The organism is Aquamicrobium defluvii (assembly GCF_004363725.1).
Taxonomy (GTDB): Bacteria; Pseudomonadota; Alphaproteobacteria; order Rhizobiales; family Rhizobiaceae; genus Mesorhizobium; species Mesorhizobium defluvii.
This window is the reverse complement of sequence record NZ_SNZF01000017.1, coordinates 58,572-75,052: the sequence shown is the minus strand read 5'-3', so window position 1 is coordinate 75,052 and position 16,481 is coordinate 58,572. Positions and strand designations below refer to the sequence as shown.

The following is a 16,481-nucleotide window of genomic DNA, read 5'->3' as shown; positions in this document are numbered from 1 at the left end:
CCCGGGCGTCTGCCGCGCTAGCGAGACGCCGGGGAAAGCGGGACGGCGACCACGGCCTGCGCTTCATCGACCGGCCTGATCCTGAGTCGCGCGATGCGGTTCTTGTCGCGCTTCATCACCACGAAACGCTTGCCATGGAAGGTGAAGGCCTGCTTCTCGTCCGGGATCGACTGGGTTTCGTGGATGACGAGGCCGGCAATGGTCGTGGCCTCCTCGTCGGGCAGATCCCAGTCGAGGGCGCGGTTGAGGTCGCGGATCGGCACGGTGCCGTCGACGACGACCGAGCCGTCGGCTTCCTTTTTCACCCCGGCCAGATCGATGTCGCTTTCGTCCGCGATCTCGCCGACGATCTCCTCGATGATGTCGCCCAGCGTCACCAGCCCCTCGACCTCGCCATACTCGTCCACCACGATGGCGAAATGCGCCTTGCGCCGCAGGAAGGCATTGAGCTGTTCCTGCAAGGTGGTGGTGTCGGGCACGAACCACGGCTTTTCGGCGAACTTCATCAGATCGACGCGCGTGAAATCGTTGCCGGCCTCGTCCAGCGCGCGCAGCACATCCTTGGCGTGCAGCACGCCGACGATGTTGTCGAGCGAGCCGCGCCACAGCGGGATGCGGGTGTTCGGGCTTTGCAGGATTTCGCGCACGATCGCCTCGGGCGGATTGTCGGCATTGAGCGAGCGCATGTTGGTGCGGTGGACCATCACGTCGGAGACTTCGAGTTCGTCCAGCTCGAAGCGCTCGCCTAGCCATTGCCGGTCCGAGCGCGCGCCGTTGCCGCGCTGAGGCTCCTCGCCACCGGCCTGATCGGCCCGGACATAACCCATGGCTTCGGCCAGCCGGTGGCGCAGCAGCAAAGCTGCGGCCCCGAGCACCGCCAGAACAAGGGCGACGATCCAGCCGGCTTCCTTCATCCCGTGTGGTTCTCCTTCAGGAAGGCCAGCACCTCCGAAACGGGAACGTCGCGCGCGATGAAGGACTGGCCGATGCCGCGCGTCAGGATGAAGGTCAGCGCCCCGCGGCTGACCTTTTTGTCCTGTGCGATGAAGGAAAGCAGCGTTTCGGCATCCGGCAGGCCGCCCGGAACGTCGGCCATGCGCCATGGCAGGCCAACGGCCTTCAGATGGGCCTCGACGCGCGCCGCGTCGTCGGGGCTGGCAAGATTCATGCGCGCCGAGAAGCGGTGCGCCAGCGCCATGCCGATGGCCACCCCCTCGCCATGAACGAGACGGGCGCCGTCATAGCCTACCGCCGCTTCCAGCGCGTGACCGAAGGTGTGGCCGAGATTGAGCAGGGCGCGGTCGCCGGTCTCGAACTCGTCGCGCGCCACCACGTCGGCCTTGGCGCGGCAGGACTGCGCGATGGCCTCGATGCGGGCCGGGCCGCCGGCAAACACGTCCTGCCAGTTCCTCTCCAGCCAGGCGAAGAAATCCGGCCTGTCGATGAGCCCGTATTTGGCGACCTCGGCATAGCCGGCGCGGAATTCGCGCAACGGCAGCGTGTCCAGCACCGCGGTGTCGGCCAGCACCAGCCTGGGCTGGTGGAACACGCCGATCAGATTCTTGCCGCGCGTACTGTTGATGCCGGTCTTGCCGCCGACCGAGGAATCGACCTGCGCCAGCAGCGAGGTCGGCATCTGCACGAAATTCATGCCCCGGCGCACGATGCCGGCGGCGAAACCGGAAAGATCGCCGATCACGCCGCCACCGAAGGCGATGACCGCATCGCCGCGCTCCAGCCTTGCGGCCAGAACCGCATCGACCACCTCCTGAAGGGCGGCGAAATTCTTGGTCTTCTCGCCGGCCGGCAGCACGATGGTTGACGATGCGATGCGGCCCGCGTCGAGCCCCGCCTTCAGGGCTTCAAGATGCTGCGCCGCAACGTTTTCGTCGGTGACGATCGCCGCGCGGATGCCCGCAAGGCGGCTGCCGATCTCTGCGCCGGCGCGCCCGATCAGGCCAGGCCCGATCAATATATCGTAGGCCCGCTCGCCCAGCCCCACCTCGACCTTCACGTCTTCGCTCACTCGTCCACCTCGCCGGAAAGCCCCATATGGCGGCTGATCGCATCGATCACCTCGGCGGCGATCACGTCCTTGGTTTCGTCGCGCGTCACCACGGCCATGTCGGCAAGCGCATAGACCGGATAGCGCTCGTCCATCAGCCGCCTGAGAACGCCGCGCGGATCGGGATCGCGCAACAATGGCCGGTGCTGCTTCTTCGCCACCCGCTCCATGAGCAGGTCCAGATCGGCCTTCAGCCAGACGGACACGCCCTGGCTGGCGATGGCCGCGCGCGTATGCTCGTTCATATAGGCCCCGCCGCCGGTGGAGAGAACCTTCGGCCCGCTTTCGAGGATGCGGGCGATGACCCGCTGCTCCAGCGCCCGGAACTCCGGTTCGCCATAGGCTTCGAACAGTTCGGGAATGGTCATGCGAGACACATCCTCGATCTCGTGGTCGCTGTCGACGAAGGGCAGGCCGAGCGCGGCCGCCACCTTGCGGCCGATGGAGGTCTTGCCAGCACCCATCAGGCCGACGAGCACGATGGAGCGGTTGCCCAGCCTGTCGAGGAGGGCGGCGCGGTCGGCCTGCTTTGCGGGTGCCTGCTGTGCGTTCATTGTGGCGTATCCACATGAAAAGCCGGGTTGCGTCAAGCAGCGCGGAAGCCTGCGTGCCCTTGAAATACCCGCAACACCGTCTCATAAGGAGACAATTCCGGGCCGGCGAGAAAGAACCAGCGAAAATTCATGCCGACACTGTTCCGTTTCGTCGTCACGCTCGCCGTCCTGGCGGGCATCGTCTATGGCGCCATGGTGGCGCTGGTCATGTTCGTCGAGCCGAAGCAGGCGGAGCTGAGCGTGCGCATTCCGCCCGAAAGACTGAACCCGCAAAAACCGTGACAAGCTGCGGCAGACGCCCATGAAGGATGCGGCCCGCATCGAAGCCTTCCTCGAAATGATGAGCGCCGAACGGGGAGCGGCGCACAACACGCTCGAGTCCTATCGCCGCGATCTCGAGGATGCCTCCGCTACCATCGGGGGCGGGCTGGCGGCGGCGGGTACGGCGGCGCTTCGGGCCTATCTGGACGGGATCGCCGCACGCGGCTTCGCCGCCTCCTCGCAGGCGCGCAAGCTGTCGGCGCTGCGCCAGTTCTTCGCCTTCCTCTATGCCGAGGGGCTGCGGACTGACGACCCCACCGGCACGCTCGACAGCCCGAAGAAGAAAATGGCGCTGCCCAGGACCATGAGCGAGGCCGACACCGGACGCCTGCTCGACCGCGCCGCGGCGGAGGCGGCCGATCCCGCGCTTGCGGGCGGTGACGCCATTGCCGCCCTGCGCCTTCATGCGCTCGTCGAGGTGCTTTATGCGACGGGCCTGCGCGTCTCCGAGCTCATCGCCCTGCCGGTCGCCGTTGCGCAGCGCGACGACCGTTTCTTCATGGTCAGGGGCAAGGGCAACAGGGAGCGCATGGTGCCGCTGTCGGCCAGGGCCCGCGCCGCCATGCAGGCATGGCTCGCTGCGCGGGGGAAGGTGCCGCGCTTCGCTGAAAGCCCGTTCCTGTTTCCCGCCGCCTCCGAAAGCGGCTGTCTCGCACGACAGGTGTTCGCGCGTGAGCTGAAGGGCCTTGCCGCGCGCGCCGGGATTGCGTCCGGAAAGATTTCGCCGCATGTGCTGCGCCACGCCTTCGCCAGCCATCTGCTGCAAAACGGTGCCGACCTGCGCGCCGTGCAGCAGCTTCTGGGTCACGCGGATATTTCGACCACCCAGATCTACACCCATGTTCTGGAAGAGCGGCTGATGCGGCTGGTCAATGACCACCATCCGCTTGCCGACTAGGTCTCATATCGCTATGTGAGGGCGACATTTCGCGCCTGATAACCTTCTGTTCACGGTTGCGCAGGCATCAATCAACGCCATTTCCGGCGCACTGGTCCGCTCACGAATGTACAATTATCTCGACTTCGAAAAACCGGTTGCCGATCTGGAAGGCAAGATCCTCGAACTGAAGAAGCTCGCCGAAGGCGGCGAGTCCGTGGATGTCGCCGACGAGATCGCACGGCTTGAAAAGCGCTCCCGCGATGCGCTCCGCGACCTCTACAAGGCGCTGACGCCCTGGCAGAAAGTGCAGGTGGCGCGCCATCCCGACCGCCCGCACTGCCTCGACTATGTGCGCGGCCTGTTCACCGGGTTCACGCCGCTGGCCGGCGACCGCACCTTCGGCGAGGATCAGGCGCTGATCGGCGGCTTCGCGCGCTTCCGCGGCGAGCCGGTGGCGATCCTCGGGCAGGAGAAGGGCTCCGATACGGCGAGCCGCCTCAGGCACAATTTCGGCTCGGTGCGTCCCGAAGGCTATCGCAAGGCGGTGCGCATCATGGAGCTTGCCGACCGCTTCGGCATTCCGCTGATCTCGCTGGTCGACACCGCCGGCGCCTATCCCGGCGTCGGTGCCGAGGAACGCGGTCAGGCCGAGGCCATCGCCCGCTCGACCTCGGCCGGTCTCGGCCTCAAGGTGCCCTCCATCTCCGTCATCATCGGCGAGGGCGGTTCCGGCGGCGCCATCGCCATCGCCACCGCCAACCGGGTCTACATGCTGGAGCACGCCATCTATTCGGTGATCTCGCCGGAGGGCGCGGCCTCGATCCTGTGGCGGGACACCACCCGCTCGAAGGACGCGGCCACCAACATGAAGATCACCGCGCAGGACCTGCTCAATCTCAGGATCATCGATGCGGTGATTCCCGAGCCGCTGGGCGGCGCTCACCGCGGCCCCGAAACGGTCATCGCCGCGACCGGCGACCTGATTGCGCGCACCATGAAGGAATTCGGCGAAGGAAACGTCGATTTCCGCGAGCAGCGCCGCGAAAAATACCTGGCAATGGGCCGCAACCTCTGATCGTTGCGGTCGCCACCGCATTTTCGCCATAAAGATGCCACCGCATCCGCCGATAACGCAGCCGTGAAGGCCGTTCCGGCGGTAAGGTGTGCCGGACCGGCTTGCGGTAAGGATTTTGCAAGGTTAACGAGTTTATAGCAATTTCAGGAAAAGGCCCGGCATCAGCTTGCCGAACCGGCCGTTTCCATGGGAATTGAACGGTCATGCCTTCCGGCTGCGAAAGGTGTCCGGTCGTTCGCTCCCGCCAGTTGTGACGGTGTGCCTGGCCGACGGGCCGGGTGACGGGGAAAGACGAAGAGCGTGTCCATGCTGACCAGATTCGCCAGGGCCGGACTTCTCATCGGGGCACTCGGGGGCGCCATCGCGCTTGCCGGCTGCACAGATTCCTCCATCGGGGATTTTGCCCCCCAGCATGCCAACCGGCAGCTCCCGCCAAAAATTCAGCAGGCGATGAAGGCCAAGGGCATGAACAAGACGTCGCCGATCCTGGCGCGCGTGTTCAAGGAAGAAGGCAAGCTGGAAATCTGGAAACAGAAGACCAACGGCCGCTACGACATCATCGCCAGCTACGACATCTGCAAATGGTCGGGCAAGCTCGGCCCGAAATTCACCGAGGGCGACCGGCAGGCGCCGGAAGGCTTCTATACGGTGCGGCCTTCGCAGATGAAGCCGAACTCGCAATATCATCTGGCATTCAACATCGGCTACCCGAATGCCTATGACCGCGCCAACGGACGCACCGGCTCCAACCTGATGGTGCATGGCGCCTGCTCCTCGGCCGGCTGTTATTCGATGACCGACCAGCAGATCGAGGAAATCTACGCCTTCGGCCGGGACGCTTTCCAGGGCGGCCAGACCGAGTTCCAGGTGCAGGCATTCCCCTTCCGCATGACCGCCGCCAACATGGCCCGCTACCGCAACGACCCGAACTATGAGTTCTGGAAGATGCTGAAGGTAGGCTACGACCATTTCGAGCTGACCAAGGTGCCGCCGAAGGTGGACGTGTGCGAGCGGCGCTACGTGTTCAACCAGATTCCGGTGGATGGCCAGCCTTTCAGCCCGACCGGCGCCTGCCCTGCCAGCTCGCAGCCGGATTCGCTGAAAGTTGCCTACAGCAGCTATCAGAGCAGCTATGAAGCGGCCTTCAACAGCGCGCTGAAGTCCTCCACCCCCGCACCGAAGCCTACCATCGCCGGCATCAAGGAAGCCAACATCGTCTCGGAGTGGACGCGCAAGCGTGCACGCGGCGAGCGCGTGCCGGTCGAGCCGCCGTCGCTCAACCCTGACGGCACCATCACCCAGACCGAGCGCATGGGCCGCATCGATTCGGCCGAAGGCCGCCGCATGGCCGCCATCGAGGCCGAGCAGTCAGCGAAGAAGAAAGCCGCCGAGGAAAAGGCCGCAGCCGTTGCAGCCGCCAGGGCTGCCGCGGAAACGCAGAAGGTCGAAACCGCTGCTGCGGCCAAAGCCGCCGAGATCGCCGCGCAAACGCCCCAGCAGGCGCTGGAGGTTCAGGCGGCCCAGTCCGGCGCTCCGGCTGACGATGGCGCCGCCGCCAAGCTGAAGAAGCGGCTGCTTGGCATGTTCGGTGGCTGACACAGACTTGCCCCGCGACGCCGACGTCTACGATCTGCGTGGCCTGAACTGCCCGCTGCCGGTGCTGAAGGCGCGCAAGCGCCTCGCAGGTCTCCCGCAGGGCGCGCGGCTGTGGCTGGAAACCACCGATCCGCTCGCTGTCCTCGATATTCCGGCCTTCTGCAACGAGGCCGGTCATAGTCTCATCGAGACCATCGCGCTGGACGGGGCACACCGCTTCCTGATCGAACGGGGCGGATAAGCCGGATTCTGGAGCGTTTTGCAGCCAAATGGAAACATTTGGCGTCGCATAAATGCTTCAGAAACAAGCGGATAGATCATTTCATCGATTCTGTGAACCGATGAAATGATCTATCGTCCCGGTATCGCCAGCGGATTATGTTCGAGCGCGGTGCGATCCGGCATGTCGATCTGCGGCACATTGGTGATCGCCGCGAACAGACGCGCCACATAGTCGCCCGGCATATCGAAGGTGATCAGCACCAGCCGCGTGCCGCGCTTTTCGTCGGGCCAGAACGGCAGGCGCGCCGGCGGATGCAGGATCTTCTGCACGCCGTGCACCACCAGCGGGCGCGACGGATCTTCGGCAAGCTCCACGATCCCCTTCATGCGCAGCAGGTTCTCGCCATGGGTGGAGCGCAGCAGATCGAGGAACATCTCGATGGCCGCGAAGGGCACGGGCCCGTCATGGACCAGCGTGTCGGTGCGGATGCGCGAATCGTGGTGGTGATGGTGTGCGGCATGGTCGTGATCGCAATCATGACGATGACCATGCCCATGCCCGTGACGGTCATGCTGCGCCTCGCCCAGCCAGCGGCGCACATCGGCGCTCCTGGTTTCGGGGTCATAGAGCCCGCAGCCGAACAGGTCCGGCAGCCCGGCATTGCGGACATCGAGGATCGGCGCGGACGGATTGAGTCGCCGCAGGCGCGCCGTCAGTTCGGCCGGAACCGCCTCGTCCGCAACCATGTCCAGCTTTGAGATGACGATGCGGTCGGCGACCGCCGCCTGCTTCACCGCCTCCATATGGGCGTCCAGGGTGGCGGCACCGTTGACCGCATCGACCAGCGTCAGAACACCGTCCAGGCGGAAGGCCTGCACGAGCACCGGATGCGCCATGATCGACTGAAGCACCGGCGCCGGGTCGGCAAGGCCGGTCGTCTCGATGACCACCCGCGACAGGGCCGGAATACGCCCGGTCTGCACCCGGTCGACCAGCTCGGCCAGCGTATCGACCAGTTCGCCGCGCACCGTGCAGCACAGGCAGCCGTCCGACAGCTCGATGATGCCGTCCGACGCCTGCTCGACCAGCAGGTGGTCGATGGCGACATCGCCGAATTCATTGATGATGACGGCGGCGTCCCTGAGCTCGGGATTCTTCAGCAGGCGATTGAGCAGAGTCGTCTTGCCCGAACCGAGGAAGCCGGTCAGCACCGTGACGGAAATGGGAAAGCCGGACATGGATGAGGATCAGCCGCCCTGCGCCGAGGTGGCGAACACCGGCGGCGGCAGGTCCGGCCGCCAGCCGGGGACCGGCACATCCGCATATTCGGCACGCCCGATCATGGCTTTCGGCACCGGCCCGGTCGCGCCGCCAAGGCTGACGACCACCAGCTTCGGGTCGGTGAGCTTCTGCTGGTAGATCGACTTCGGCCCTTCCTCCTTCGGCCCGGTGGAGGCTTCGGACTGTGTTGCGGCCTCGGCCGGCTTGCACACCACCGGGCGCAGGTCCGTCGGCGTCTGCGTATCGCCATAGGGCGCCAATGTCGCGATGGTGGCGCTGCCCTGCCCCTGCGTGGCGAAGCCGGCGTCGAGCAGCTTTGCCACGGTCTCGGCACGGGCAAGCCCGTTCTTCTCGCCGAACACGACCGCGGCCAGCGTGCGCCCGTTGCGGGTGGCCGTGCCGATCAGGTTGAAGCCCGATTCGCACACGAAGCCGGTCTTCATGCCGTCGGCGCCCGGATAGCGGCCGACCAGAAGATTGTAGTTCGGAATCCTGGTCTTGCCGAAGGCGAGCCCCTCGATGCCGTACCAGGCGTTGTATTGCGGGAAATCGCGGCGCAAGGCCGTCACCAGCAGCGCCATGTCGCGCGCCGTCGTATACTGCTCGGGCGAGAACAGGCCGTTCGGATTGACGAAATGCGTGCCGCTCATGCCGAGCCGGGCGGCTTCCGCATTCATGCGTTTGGCGAAATCGGCCTGCGTGCCGCCGATGTTCTCGCCAATGGCCATGGCGACGTCGTTGGCCGACTTGATCATCATCATCTTCAGCGCATTGTCGAGCCGCATCACCTGCCCGACCTTGAAGCCCATCTTGCTGGGCGGCTGGTTGACGGCATTGCGCGTCATCCTGATCGGCGAATCGAGCGCCACCTCTCCCGCCTCGATGGCGCGGAAGGCGACGTAGGCCGTCATCATCTTGGTCAGGGATGCCGGATACCAGCGCTTGAACGCATCTTCATGCGCAAGCACCTTGCCGGTGTTCAGCTCGAAAAGCAGCGTCGGGTTTGCCGATGCAGGCGCCGAAAAAGCGCCAAGCCCGAGCGCACCGAAAAGCGCCAGTTTCACGAAACGCGTGGTTGTCATGTCGATCCGAATATCCTGTGCCGTGGTCGGTCTGGCCCTCGGACGCGCAGCAATGGCGCTGCCCGCTCTTCCCCGGCCGCTTCAGCTGGTGCTATTTAACCTATATGTCGTCAACATGGCAAAGCCGGTCGTCATCCTGCGACCGCAATTTGTCCATCCGGAGCCAAGAGAAGCAATGCCGATCCTGAACCGCGCCGCCGAAATGCAGGAAGAGGTCGCCGGCTGGCGCCGTCACCTGCACAGCAGGCCGGAGCTCGGCTTCGACGTCATCGAAACGGCCGCCTTTGTGGCCGGCAAGCTGCGGGCCTTCGGCTGCGACGAGGTGGTGACCGGTCTGGGCCGCACGGGAGTGGTGGGCATCATCCGCGGCAGGCTGGGCGAGGGACGCACCGTCGGCCTGCGCGCCGACATGGATGCGCTGCCGATCAGCGAAACCACCGGCAAGCCCTATGCCTCCACACATGAGGGCAGGATGCATGCCTGCGGCCATGACGGCCATACCGCGATGCTGCTTGGCGCGGCCGCCTATCTGGCCGAGACCCGCAACTTTGCCGGCACGATCGCACTGATCTTCCAGCCGGCCGAGGAGGGTGGCGGCGGCGGCCGCGAAATGGTCAGGGACGGGCTGATGGACCGCTTCGGCATCGGGAATGTGTTCGGCATGCACAACATGCCGGGCCTTCCGGTCGGCCATTTCGCGATCCGGCAGGGGCCGATCCTCGCCGCGACCGCCGAATTCGACATCGAGGTGTCGGGGCGCGGCGGACATGCGGCGATGCCGCATCGCTCCATTGACCCGGTTGTGGCCGCCAGCCATCTGGTGACAGCCACCCAGTCCATCGTGGGTCGCAATGTCGATCCGCTGGAAGCTGGCGTGGTGTCGATCACGAAATTCCATGCCGGCGACGCCCACAACGTCATTCCTGAAAAGGCCGTGCTTGCCGGCACGGTGCGCACGCTGAAGAGCGAAACCGCGAAGCTGGCCGAGCAGCGGCTTCAGGCCGTATGCGATGGCACGGCCGCCACCTTCGGTGTCGCGGTCGAACTCGATTTCCGGCCCAATTACCCGGTGACCTTCAACCATGCGCGGGAAACCGTCTTCGCCGGCGACGTGGCTGCCGGGATCGCCGGCGCAAGCCAGGTCGATCGGGACATGCAGCCGCTGATGGCCGGCGAGGATTTCTCCTACATGCTGGAAGCAAGGCCCGGCGCGTTCATCTTCATCGGCAATGGCGACAGCGCCGGGCTCCATCACCCGGCCTACGATTTCAACGACGAGGCAATCCCGCACGGTGTCAGCTACTGGGTGAGGCTGGCGGAGACGGCTCTGGCTTCCTGATCCGGTCCCGCACCCGATTTCCCGGAGCGGGAGCGGATTTTTGGCGAATCCCGGCCTTGGCGAGCGGACGCGAAACCGTTATGTGTCTGCTCCAGTGGTCCCGTAGCTCAGTAGGATAGAGCGGCAGATTCCTAATCTGTAGGTCGCAGGTTCGATTCCTGCCGGGATCACCACCCTTCCAGCTCCCATGCGCCCAGAATCCGGTGTCTGGCATGCCGGCTGGCGTCCCGTCGCAAGTCCCCGGTGCCGGCAGGAATCGATCACAAAGGCCGAAACCGCGATGTCCGATGAAGCCCGCCCGCCGAAGCACTGGTCGATGGTGGAATATCTCCACGAGACGGTGAAGAACCCGAACATCCACATTCGGGGCCGCAACAGCTACTACAGCAACGCATGGACCGGCTCCTTCGAGGAGAGCGTGGTACGCTACCTTTATGGCGACGCCTACAGCCTGAGCGCCTGGGAGCCGCGGTGGGAGATCGACCAGCTCCATATCGGCGATTATGTGTGCATCGGGGCCGAGGCCGTCATCCTCATGGGCGGCAACCATACCCATCGCACCGGCTGGTTCAGCCTCTATCCCTTCGCCGATGTCATTCTTGACGCCTACAAGGGCAAGGGCGACACCCTGATAGAGGATGGCGCCTGGATCGGCATGCGCGCCATGATCATGCCGGGCGTCACCATCGGCGAGGGCGCCATCGTCGCTTCCGGCGCCATCGTCACCAAGGATGTCGAGCCCTACACCATCGTCGCCGGCAATCCGGCCGCGCCGGTGCGCCGGCGTTTTCCGGATGCGACGGTCGAAGCCCTGCTCGCACTCGGCATCTACAGGTGGGAGCGCGAGAAGTTCGACGCGCTGCGATCCTTCCTGTGTGCCAACGATCTCGACGCGCTGGTCAGGGCTGCCGCCGACTACGACGCCGGCAAGGCCTGAGCCTCATCATGCCTGAACGGTCCTTCCGGTTCAGGCATGCAAGGCGAGCCCGAGCGCCTTGAGCGCGGCTTCCTGAACGGCCTCGCCCTGCGTCGGATGGGCATGGATGGTGCCGGCGATGTCTTCCAGCCGCGCGCCCATTTCCAGCGCAAGGCCGAAAGCCGCCGACAGTTCCGACACGCCCTGCCCGACCGCCTGAATGCCCAGCACCAGATGATTGTCGGCCCGCGCCACCACCCGCACGAAGCCGTCCTCGCCCTGCCTTGTCATGGCGCGGCCATTGGCGGAGAACGGGAACTGGCCGATCTTGATCTCGCCCTGCGCCTTCGCCTCCTCCGGGGACAGGCCGGCGGTCACCAGCTCCGGATCCGTGAAGCAGATGGCCGGAATGGCGCGCTTGTCCCAGTTGCGCCGGTGGCCGGCCACGATCTCGGCCACCATCTCGCCCTGCGCCATGGCCCGGTGCGCCAGCATCGGCTCGCCGGTCACGTCGCCGATGGCGTAGATGCCGCGCATGGAGGTGCGGCAACGGTCGTCGATGCGGATGAAGCGGCCGTTCATGTCGAGGTCGATTTCCTCAAGGCCCCAGCCGTCCGTCACCGGTCTGCGGCCAACGGTGACGAGCACCTTGTCGGCGGCGATCTTCCTGTCCTTGCCGTCGGCAGTCTCGACCAGAAGCGCATCGCCTTTCGAAGACAGCCCCCTGGCCTTCGCGCCGACCAGCACCTCGACACCGAGTGCCGCAAGGCGCTTCGACACGGGACGCACCAGTTCGGCATCATACTGGGCAAGCAGACGCGGCAACGCCTCCACGATGGTGACCTTGGACCCCAGCTTCGCAAAGGCCGTGCCGAGTTCGAGCCCGATATAACCGCCACCCACCACGCTCAGCTTCTGCGGAATTTCCTTCAGCGACAGCGCTTCGGTGGAAGAGATCACCTTCCCGCCAAACGGCAGGGAAGGCAGCTCGACCGGCGCGGAGCCGGTGGCGATGACCACGTTTTCAGCCCGGATGACCTGCAATCCGGTTTCAGTCTCAACCTCGATTGTCTTGCCATCGCGAAACTGCGCACGACCTTGCACATATTTGACACGGGCTTTTTTAAGCAGTGCGGCAACGCCGCCATTAAGTCGGCTAACTATATTATCTTTCCAGCCGACCGTCGTGGCAAAATCGAGTTTGGGTTGACCGGCGGAAATGCCGAGAGGATCGTCCTTGCCGGCGCGGTGAACCGCCTTTTCGAACTCCTCAGCCGCATGGATCAGCGCTTTGGAAGGGATGCAGCCCACGTTCAGGCAGGTGCCCCCCGGTTTCACAGCTTCGACGATGACCGTGTCCAGCCCGAGCTGGCCGGCACGAATGGCGCAGACATACCCACCCGGACCAGCGCCAATGACCAGAAGCTTGCAGGAAATCTCCTTCATCCCGCTGCTCCTTCCCTGACTTTCATTAGCCGGCGTTCAAGTATACGATCCATGATCACTCTCCGACGAAAATCATGGCCGGCGTTTCGAGCAGGGCCTTGATCCGTTGCACGAAGACGGCGGCATCCCAGCCGTCGATGACACGATGGTCGAAGGACGATGACAGGTTCATCGTCTTGCGCGGCACGAACTGCGCGCCATCCCACACCGGGCGCACCATCATCTTGTTGACGCCGACGATGGCCACTTCCGGGTAGTTGATGACGGGCGTCGTAACCACGCCACCCATCGCGCCCAGCGAGGTGATGGTGATTGTCGAGCCGGACAGTTCCTCGCGTGTGGCGATGCCCGATTTCGCCGCTTCCGCCAGCCGGTTCAGTTCGGCGCCGCTCTCCCACAGGTCCAGCGCCTCGGCGTGTTTCACCACCGGCACGACGAGCCCGTTGGCGGTCTGCGCCGCAATTCCGATATGCACCCCGCCATACTGGCGGATGATGCCGGCATCGTCGTCGTAGAGAGCGTTGAGGTGCGGCTGCTCTGCAATGGCCCTGACCATGGCGCGCATGAGGAATGGCAGCAGCGTCAGCTTCGGCCGGTCCGGACCAGCTTTTTGCTTGTTGAGGGCCGCGCGCAGCTCTTCCAGCGCCGTGACATCCACCTCCTCGACATAGGTGATGTGCGGGATGCGGGCCTTGGCGAGCTGCATTTTCTCGGCGATCTTGCGGCGCAGGCCAACGACCCTGATCTCCTCGACCCTGTCGCTGCGCATCAGACCGGAAGCCTTGCCGGGCTGCGGGCCGCGGGCGATGAAGGCGTCGAGGTCTTCATGACCGATGCGACCGGCCGGGCCGCTGCCCGGCACCTGCCGCAGATCGATGCCGGCCTCCTTCGCCCTGAGGCGCACGGCAGGCGAAGCCAGCGGCTTTTCGCCCTCGCGGCGCGGAGCGCCGACAGGAGCGCTGCGCACTCCGGCAGGCTGCACCGGAGCCGGTTCCTTTTCACGCTTGGCCAAGGGGGGCATGGCTGGCTTTTCCGGAACAGGCGCCGCTTTTTTCTCCTGCGCGACTGGCTCTGGTTCAGACTGCGGCTCCGTCGTGGCATCGCCCTGCCCGACATTGCCCTCACCGGCGACCTTGAGCCGAACGATGGGCGAGCCGATGGCGACCGTGTCGCCGATCTCCGCACCGAGCCAGAGGATCTCGCCTTCGACCGGCGAGGGAATCTCTACCGTCGCCTTGTCGGTCATCACCGCCGCGAGCAGAGCGTCCTCGCGCACCATGTCGCCGACCTTGACGTGCCATTCGACCAGTTCGGCCTCTGCCACACCCTCGCCGACATCGGGAAGCCTGATGACATGTTCGCCCATCTCAAGCCTCCATCGTTTCAACGAGCGCGCGGCCGACACGCGCCGGGCCGGGGAAATAATCCCACTCCTGCGCATGCGGATAAGGCGTATCCCAGCCCGCGACCCGCGCTATCGGCGCTTCCAGATGATAGAAACAGTTCTCCTGCACCAGGGTTGCCAGCTCGGCACCGAAACCGGATGTCTGGGTTGCCTCGTGCACCACCACACAGCGCCCGGTTTTGCTCACTGAAGCGACGATGGCATCGAGATCGAGCGGCAGCAGGGTGCGCAGATCGATGATTTCGGCGTCGATACCCGTCTCCGCGGCTGCGGCCTCGGCCACGTAGACCATGGTGCCATAGGCCAGCACGGTCACGTCGCTGCCCTCCCGGCGGATCGCCGCCTTGCCGAGCGGCACGGTGTAGTGACCGTCCGGGACCTCACCGAGTTCATGCTTCGACCATGGCGTGACCGGGCGCTTGTGATGCCCGTCGAAAGGACCGTTATAGAGCCGCTTGGGCTCGAAGAAGATCACCGGGTCCGGGTCCTCGATCGCCGCGATGAGAAGCCCCTTGGCATCGCGCGGATTGGACGGCACCACCACCTTGAGGCCGGAAACATGCGTGAACAGCGCTTCCGGGCTCTGGCTGTGCGTTTGGCCGCCGAATATGCCGCCGCCGGACGGCATGCGAACCACGATAGGGCAGGTGAAATCGCCATTGGAGCGATAGCGCAGGCGCGCGGCCTCCGAGACGATCTGGTCATAGCCCGGATAGACATAGTCGGCGAACTGGACTTCGACGCAGGGACGCAGCCCGTAAGCGGCCATGCCGATGGCGGCGCCGACGATGCCGGATTCGTTGATCGGCGCATCGAAGCAGCGGCTCTTGCCGTATTTGGCCTGCAGGCCGGCCGTACAGCGGAATACACCGCCGAAGAAGCCCACATCCTCGCCGAACACGATGACGCGTTCGTCGCGCCCCATGGAAACGTCCATGGCGTCGCGAATGGCCTCGATCATGGTCTTGCGCGCCATGGCCTACACCCCCGCCTGCTGACGCTGACGCCGCAAATGCGGCGGCATCTGTTCATAGACTCCTTCGAACATGTCGCGCGTCGAAGGCTTGTTGCCCGAATGCAGCGTGCCGTGCTCCTCGGCCTGCTTCTGTGCGGCGATCACCGTATCGAGGATTTCCGCTTCCGCCTGCGCATGCCGCTCCTCCGACCAGACGCCCAGCCGGATGAGATGGTTCTTCAGCCGGATGACCGGATCGCCGAGGGGCCAGGCATCCGATTCCGCCTTGGGACGGTAAGCGGACGGGTCGTCCGAGGTCGAGTGCGCGCCGGCACGGTAGGTGACGTGCTCGATAAGCGTCGGCCCCAGATTGCGCCGCGCCCGCTCGATGGCCCATTTCGCCACCGCATGCACGGCAAGATAATCGTTGCCGTCGACGCGCAACGCGGGGATGCCGAAGCCCAGTCCCCGCGCCGCGAAGGTGCCCGAGCCGCCGCGGGCGATGCCTTGGAAGGTCGAGATCGCCCACTGGTTGTTGACCACGTTGAGCACGACCGGCGCCTTGTAGGTGGAGGCGAACACCAGCGCGGCATGGAAATCGGATTCGGCGGTCGAACCGTCGCCGATCCAGCCAACGGCGATGCGGTTGTCACCGCTGATGGCCGACGCCATCGCCCAGCCCACCGCCTGGATGTACTGCGTGGCCAGATTGCCGGAGATCGAGAAGAAGCCATGCTCCTTCGAGGAATACATGATCGGCAGTTGCCGGCCTTTCAGCGGATCGGCCTCGTTGGAGTAGATCTGGTTCATCATGGTGACCATCGGGTAGCCGCCGGCAATCAGCAGGCCGGCCTGACGATAGGTCGGGAAATTCATGTCGCCGGGCGCCAGCGCCTTGCGGAAGGCGCAACTCACCGCCTCTTCGCCCAGATGCTGCATGTAGAAGGAGGTCTTGCCCTGCCGCTGCGCCATCTGCATGCGTGCATCGAAGGCGCGCAGCGTCATCATATGGCGCAGCCCTTCAAGCAGTTCCTCGTCGGAAAGCAGGCCGGCCCAGGGTCCGACGGCTTCGCCCGCCCGGTTCAGGACGCGGATGATGGAAAAGGCGAGGTCGCGAATCTCGCGCGGGTCGACATCGATCTCCGGCCGCGGCACGGACCCCGCCCTGGGGATCGGCACATTCGAAAAATCGGGCGCCCCGCCCGGCCTCACCTCCGGTTCGGGGACATGAAAACGCAACATTCCGGTATCGGTCATGACCTCTCCTCCTGTCGCCACGTCCGATCATCGCACAATATCGCGGCTTAATCAGCAGCGATGCGGCTCGGCGTCGGCGATGCGAC

The 16,481-nt window shown here is 65.1% G+C and carries 16 protein-coding genes and 1 tRNA gene; 8 read left to right on the top strand and 9 right to left on the bottom strand.

Going from position 1 to position 16,481, the window contains the following annotated elements; all coding sequences use genetic code 11:
* Positions 1–17 precede the first annotated feature (17 nt).
* Genes DES43_RS13890 through DES43_RS13880 form a run of 3 tightly spaced genes read right to left on the bottom strand, consistent with a single transcriptional unit; the run spans position 18 to position 2,619 of the window.
* Positions 18–914 (bottom strand): transporter associated domain-containing protein, encoded by an 897-nt coding sequence (locus DES43_RS13890; RefSeq protein ID WP_051520686.1) that lies wholly within the window; start codon positions 912–914, stop codon positions 18–20.
* Positions 911–2,026, bottom strand: coding sequence for a 3-dehydroquinate synthase (gene aroB, locus DES43_RS13885; protein WP_035029655.1), 1,116 nt, complete (start codon positions 2,024–2,026; stop codon positions 911–913). Before aroB ends, DES43_RS13890 begins: the two co-directional genes overlap by 4 nt.
* Positions 2,023–2,619 (bottom strand): shikimate kinase, encoded by a 597-nt coding sequence (locus DES43_RS13880; protein WP_035029658.1) that lies wholly within the window; start codon positions 2,617–2,619, stop codon positions 2,023–2,025. The genes aroB and DES43_RS13880 overlap by 4 nt, the downstream gene beginning before the upstream one ends.
* Positions 2,620–2,748: 129 nt before the next feature.
* On the opposite strand from DES43_RS13880, the gene DES43_RS13875 reads away from it, so the two are divergent.
* The 5 genes from DES43_RS13875 (at position 2,749) to DES43_RS13855 (ending at position 6,732) form a co-directional block, all read left to right on the top strand.
* Positions 2,749–2,901 (top strand): hypothetical protein, encoded by a 153-nt coding sequence (locus tag DES43_RS13875; RefSeq protein WP_035029661.1) that lies wholly within the window; start codon positions 2,749–2,751, stop codon positions 2,899–2,901.
* Between the two features lie 19 nt (positions 2,902–2,920).
* Positions 2,921–3,838 (top strand): site-specific tyrosine recombinase XerD, encoded by a 918-nt coding sequence (locus tag DES43_RS13870; RefSeq protein ID WP_035029664.1) that lies wholly within the window; start codon positions 2,921–2,923, stop codon positions 3,836–3,838.
* A 106-nt stretch (positions 3,839–3,944) separates the two neighbouring features.
* Positions 3,945–4,895 (top strand): acetyl-CoA carboxylase carboxyltransferase subunit alpha, encoded by a 951-nt coding sequence (locus tag DES43_RS13865; protein WP_035029667.1) that lies wholly within the window; start codon positions 3,945–3,947, stop codon positions 4,893–4,895.
* A 306-nt stretch (positions 4,896–5,201) separates the two neighbouring features.
* Positions 5,202–6,491, top strand: coding sequence for a L,D-transpeptidase family protein (locus DES43_RS13860; RefSeq protein WP_035029670.1), 1,290 nt, complete (start codon positions 5,202–5,204; stop codon positions 6,489–6,491).
* Positions 6,484–6,732, top strand: coding sequence for a sulfurtransferase TusA family protein (locus DES43_RS13855; RefSeq protein WP_425352109.1), 249 nt, complete (start codon positions 6,484–6,486; stop codon positions 6,730–6,732). Before DES43_RS13860 ends, DES43_RS13855 begins: the two co-directional genes overlap by 8 nt.
* Positions 6,733–6,842: 110 nt before the next feature.
* Here the strand turns inward: DES43_RS13855 and DES43_RS13850 are convergent, their stop codons facing one another.
* A complete protein-coding gene (locus tag DES43_RS13850) occupies positions 6,843–7,952 on the bottom strand; it encodes a CobW family GTP-binding protein (RefSeq protein WP_035029677.1) in 1,110 nt (369 codons plus the stop codon).
* A gap of 9 nt (positions 7,953–7,961) precedes the next feature.
* A complete protein-coding gene (locus DES43_RS13845) occupies positions 7,962–9,077 on the bottom strand; it encodes a D-alanyl-D-alanine carboxypeptidase family protein (protein WP_035029680.1) in 1,116 nt (371 codons plus the stop codon).
* 175 nt (positions 9,078–9,252) lie between these two features.
* Between DES43_RS13845 and DES43_RS13840 the strand changes: the two genes are divergently transcribed.
* From DES43_RS13840 to DES43_RS13830, 3 genes are all read left to right on the top strand, one after another.
* Positions 9,253–10,416 (top strand): M20 aminoacylase family protein, encoded by a 1,164-nt coding sequence (locus DES43_RS13840; protein ID WP_035029870.1) that lies wholly within the window; start codon positions 9,253–9,255, stop codon positions 10,414–10,416.
* A 96-nt stretch (positions 10,417–10,512) separates the two neighbouring features.
* Positions 10,513–10,589: transfer RNA gene (locus DES43_RS13835), tRNA-Arg, on the top strand.
* A gap of 107 nt (positions 10,590–10,696) precedes the next feature.
* Positions 10,697–11,353, top strand: a complete 657-nt coding sequence (locus DES43_RS13830) for a CatB-related O-acetyltransferase (RefSeq protein ID WP_035029874.1) — start codon at positions 10,697–10,699, stop codon at positions 11,351–11,353.
* 30 nt (positions 11,354–11,383) lie between these two features.
* Here the strand turns inward: DES43_RS13830 and lpdA are convergent, their stop codons facing one another.
* The 4 genes from lpdA to DES43_RS13810 are packed head-to-tail and all read right to left on the bottom strand — an operon-like array spanning position 11,384 to position 16,395.
* Positions 11,384–12,778, bottom strand: a complete 1,395-nt coding sequence (gene lpdA / locus DES43_RS13825; RefSeq protein WP_035029682.1) for a dihydrolipoyl dehydrogenase — start codon at positions 12,776–12,778, stop codon at positions 11,384–11,386.
* Positions 12,779–12,833: 55 nt separating this feature from the next.
* Positions 12,834–14,144: a dihydrolipoamide acetyltransferase family protein gene (locus tag DES43_RS13820; RefSeq protein ID WP_035029686.1), complete on the bottom strand. Its 1,311-nt coding sequence runs from the start codon at positions 14,142–14,144 to the stop codon at positions 12,834–12,836.
* A gap of 1 nt (position 14,145) precedes the next feature.
* The gene (locus DES43_RS13815) at positions 14,146–15,159 is read right to left on the bottom strand and encodes an alpha-ketoacid dehydrogenase subunit beta (RefSeq protein ID WP_035029694.1); all 1,014 of its coding nucleotides are present in this window, start codon (positions 15,157–15,159) and stop codon (positions 14,146–14,148) included.
* A 3-nt stretch (positions 15,160–15,162) separates the two neighbouring features.
* Positions 15,163–16,395: a 3-methyl-2-oxobutanoate dehydrogenase (2-methylpropanoyl-transferring) subunit alpha gene (locus DES43_RS13810; protein WP_035029697.1), complete on the bottom strand. Its 1,233-nt coding sequence runs from the start codon at positions 16,393–16,395 to the stop codon at positions 15,163–15,165.
* Between the last annotated feature and the right edge of the window lie 86 nt (positions 16,396–16,481).

Bases quoted from the DNA above. Each gene is read 5' to 3' on its own strand.
- DES43_RS13890 (WP_051520686.1), bottom strand. From the start codon at position 914: ATGAAGGAAGCCGGCTGGATCGTCGCCCTTGTTCTGGCGGTGCTCGGG.
- DES43_RS13880 (WP_035029658.1), bottom strand. From the start codon at position 2,619: ATGAACGCACAGCAGGCACCCGCAAAGCAGGCCGACCGCGCCGCCCTC.
- DES43_RS13875 (WP_035029661.1), top strand. From the start codon at position 2,749: ATGCCGACACTGTTCCGTTTCGTCGTCACGCTCGCCGTCCTGGCGGGC.
- DES43_RS13870 (WP_035029664.1), top strand. From the start codon at position 2,921: ATGAAGGATGCGGCCCGCATCGAAGCCTTCCTCGAAATGATGAGCGCC.
- DES43_RS13865 (WP_035029667.1), top strand. From the start codon at position 3,945: ATGTACAATTATCTCGACTTCGAAAAACCGGTTGCCGATCTGGAAGGC.
- DES43_RS13860 (WP_035029670.1), top strand. From the start codon at position 5,202: ATGCTGACCAGATTCGCCAGGGCCGGACTTCTCATCGGGGCACTCGGG.
- DES43_RS13850 (WP_035029677.1), bottom strand. From the start codon at position 7,952: ATGTCCGGCTTTCCCATTTCCGTCACGGTGCTGACCGGCTTCCTCGGT.
- DES43_RS13845 (WP_035029680.1), bottom strand. From the start codon at position 9,077: ATGACAACCACGCGTTTCGTGAAACTGGCGCTTTTCGGTGCGCTCGGG.
- DES43_RS13840 (WP_035029870.1), top strand. From the start codon at position 9,253: ATGCCGATCCTGAACCGCGCCGCCGAAATGCAGGAAGAGGTCGCCGGC.
- DES43_RS13830 (WP_035029874.1), top strand. From the start codon at position 10,697: ATGTCCGATGAAGCCCGCCCGCCGAAGCACTGGTCGATGGTGGAATAT.
- lpdA (WP_035029682.1), bottom strand. From the start codon at position 12,778: ATGAAGGAGATTTCCTGCAAGCTTCTGGTCATTGGCGCTGGTCCGGGT.
- DES43_RS13820 (WP_035029686.1), bottom strand. From the start codon at position 14,144: ATGGGCGAACATGTCATCAGGCTTCCCGATGTCGGCGAGGGTGTGGCA.
- DES43_RS13815 (WP_035029694.1), bottom strand. From the start codon at position 15,159: ATGGCGCGCAAGACCATGATCGAGGCCATTCGCGACGCCATGGACGTT.
- DES43_RS13810 (WP_035029697.1), bottom strand. From the start codon at position 16,395: ATGACCGATACCGGAATGTTGCGTTTTCATGTCCCCGAACCGGAGGTG.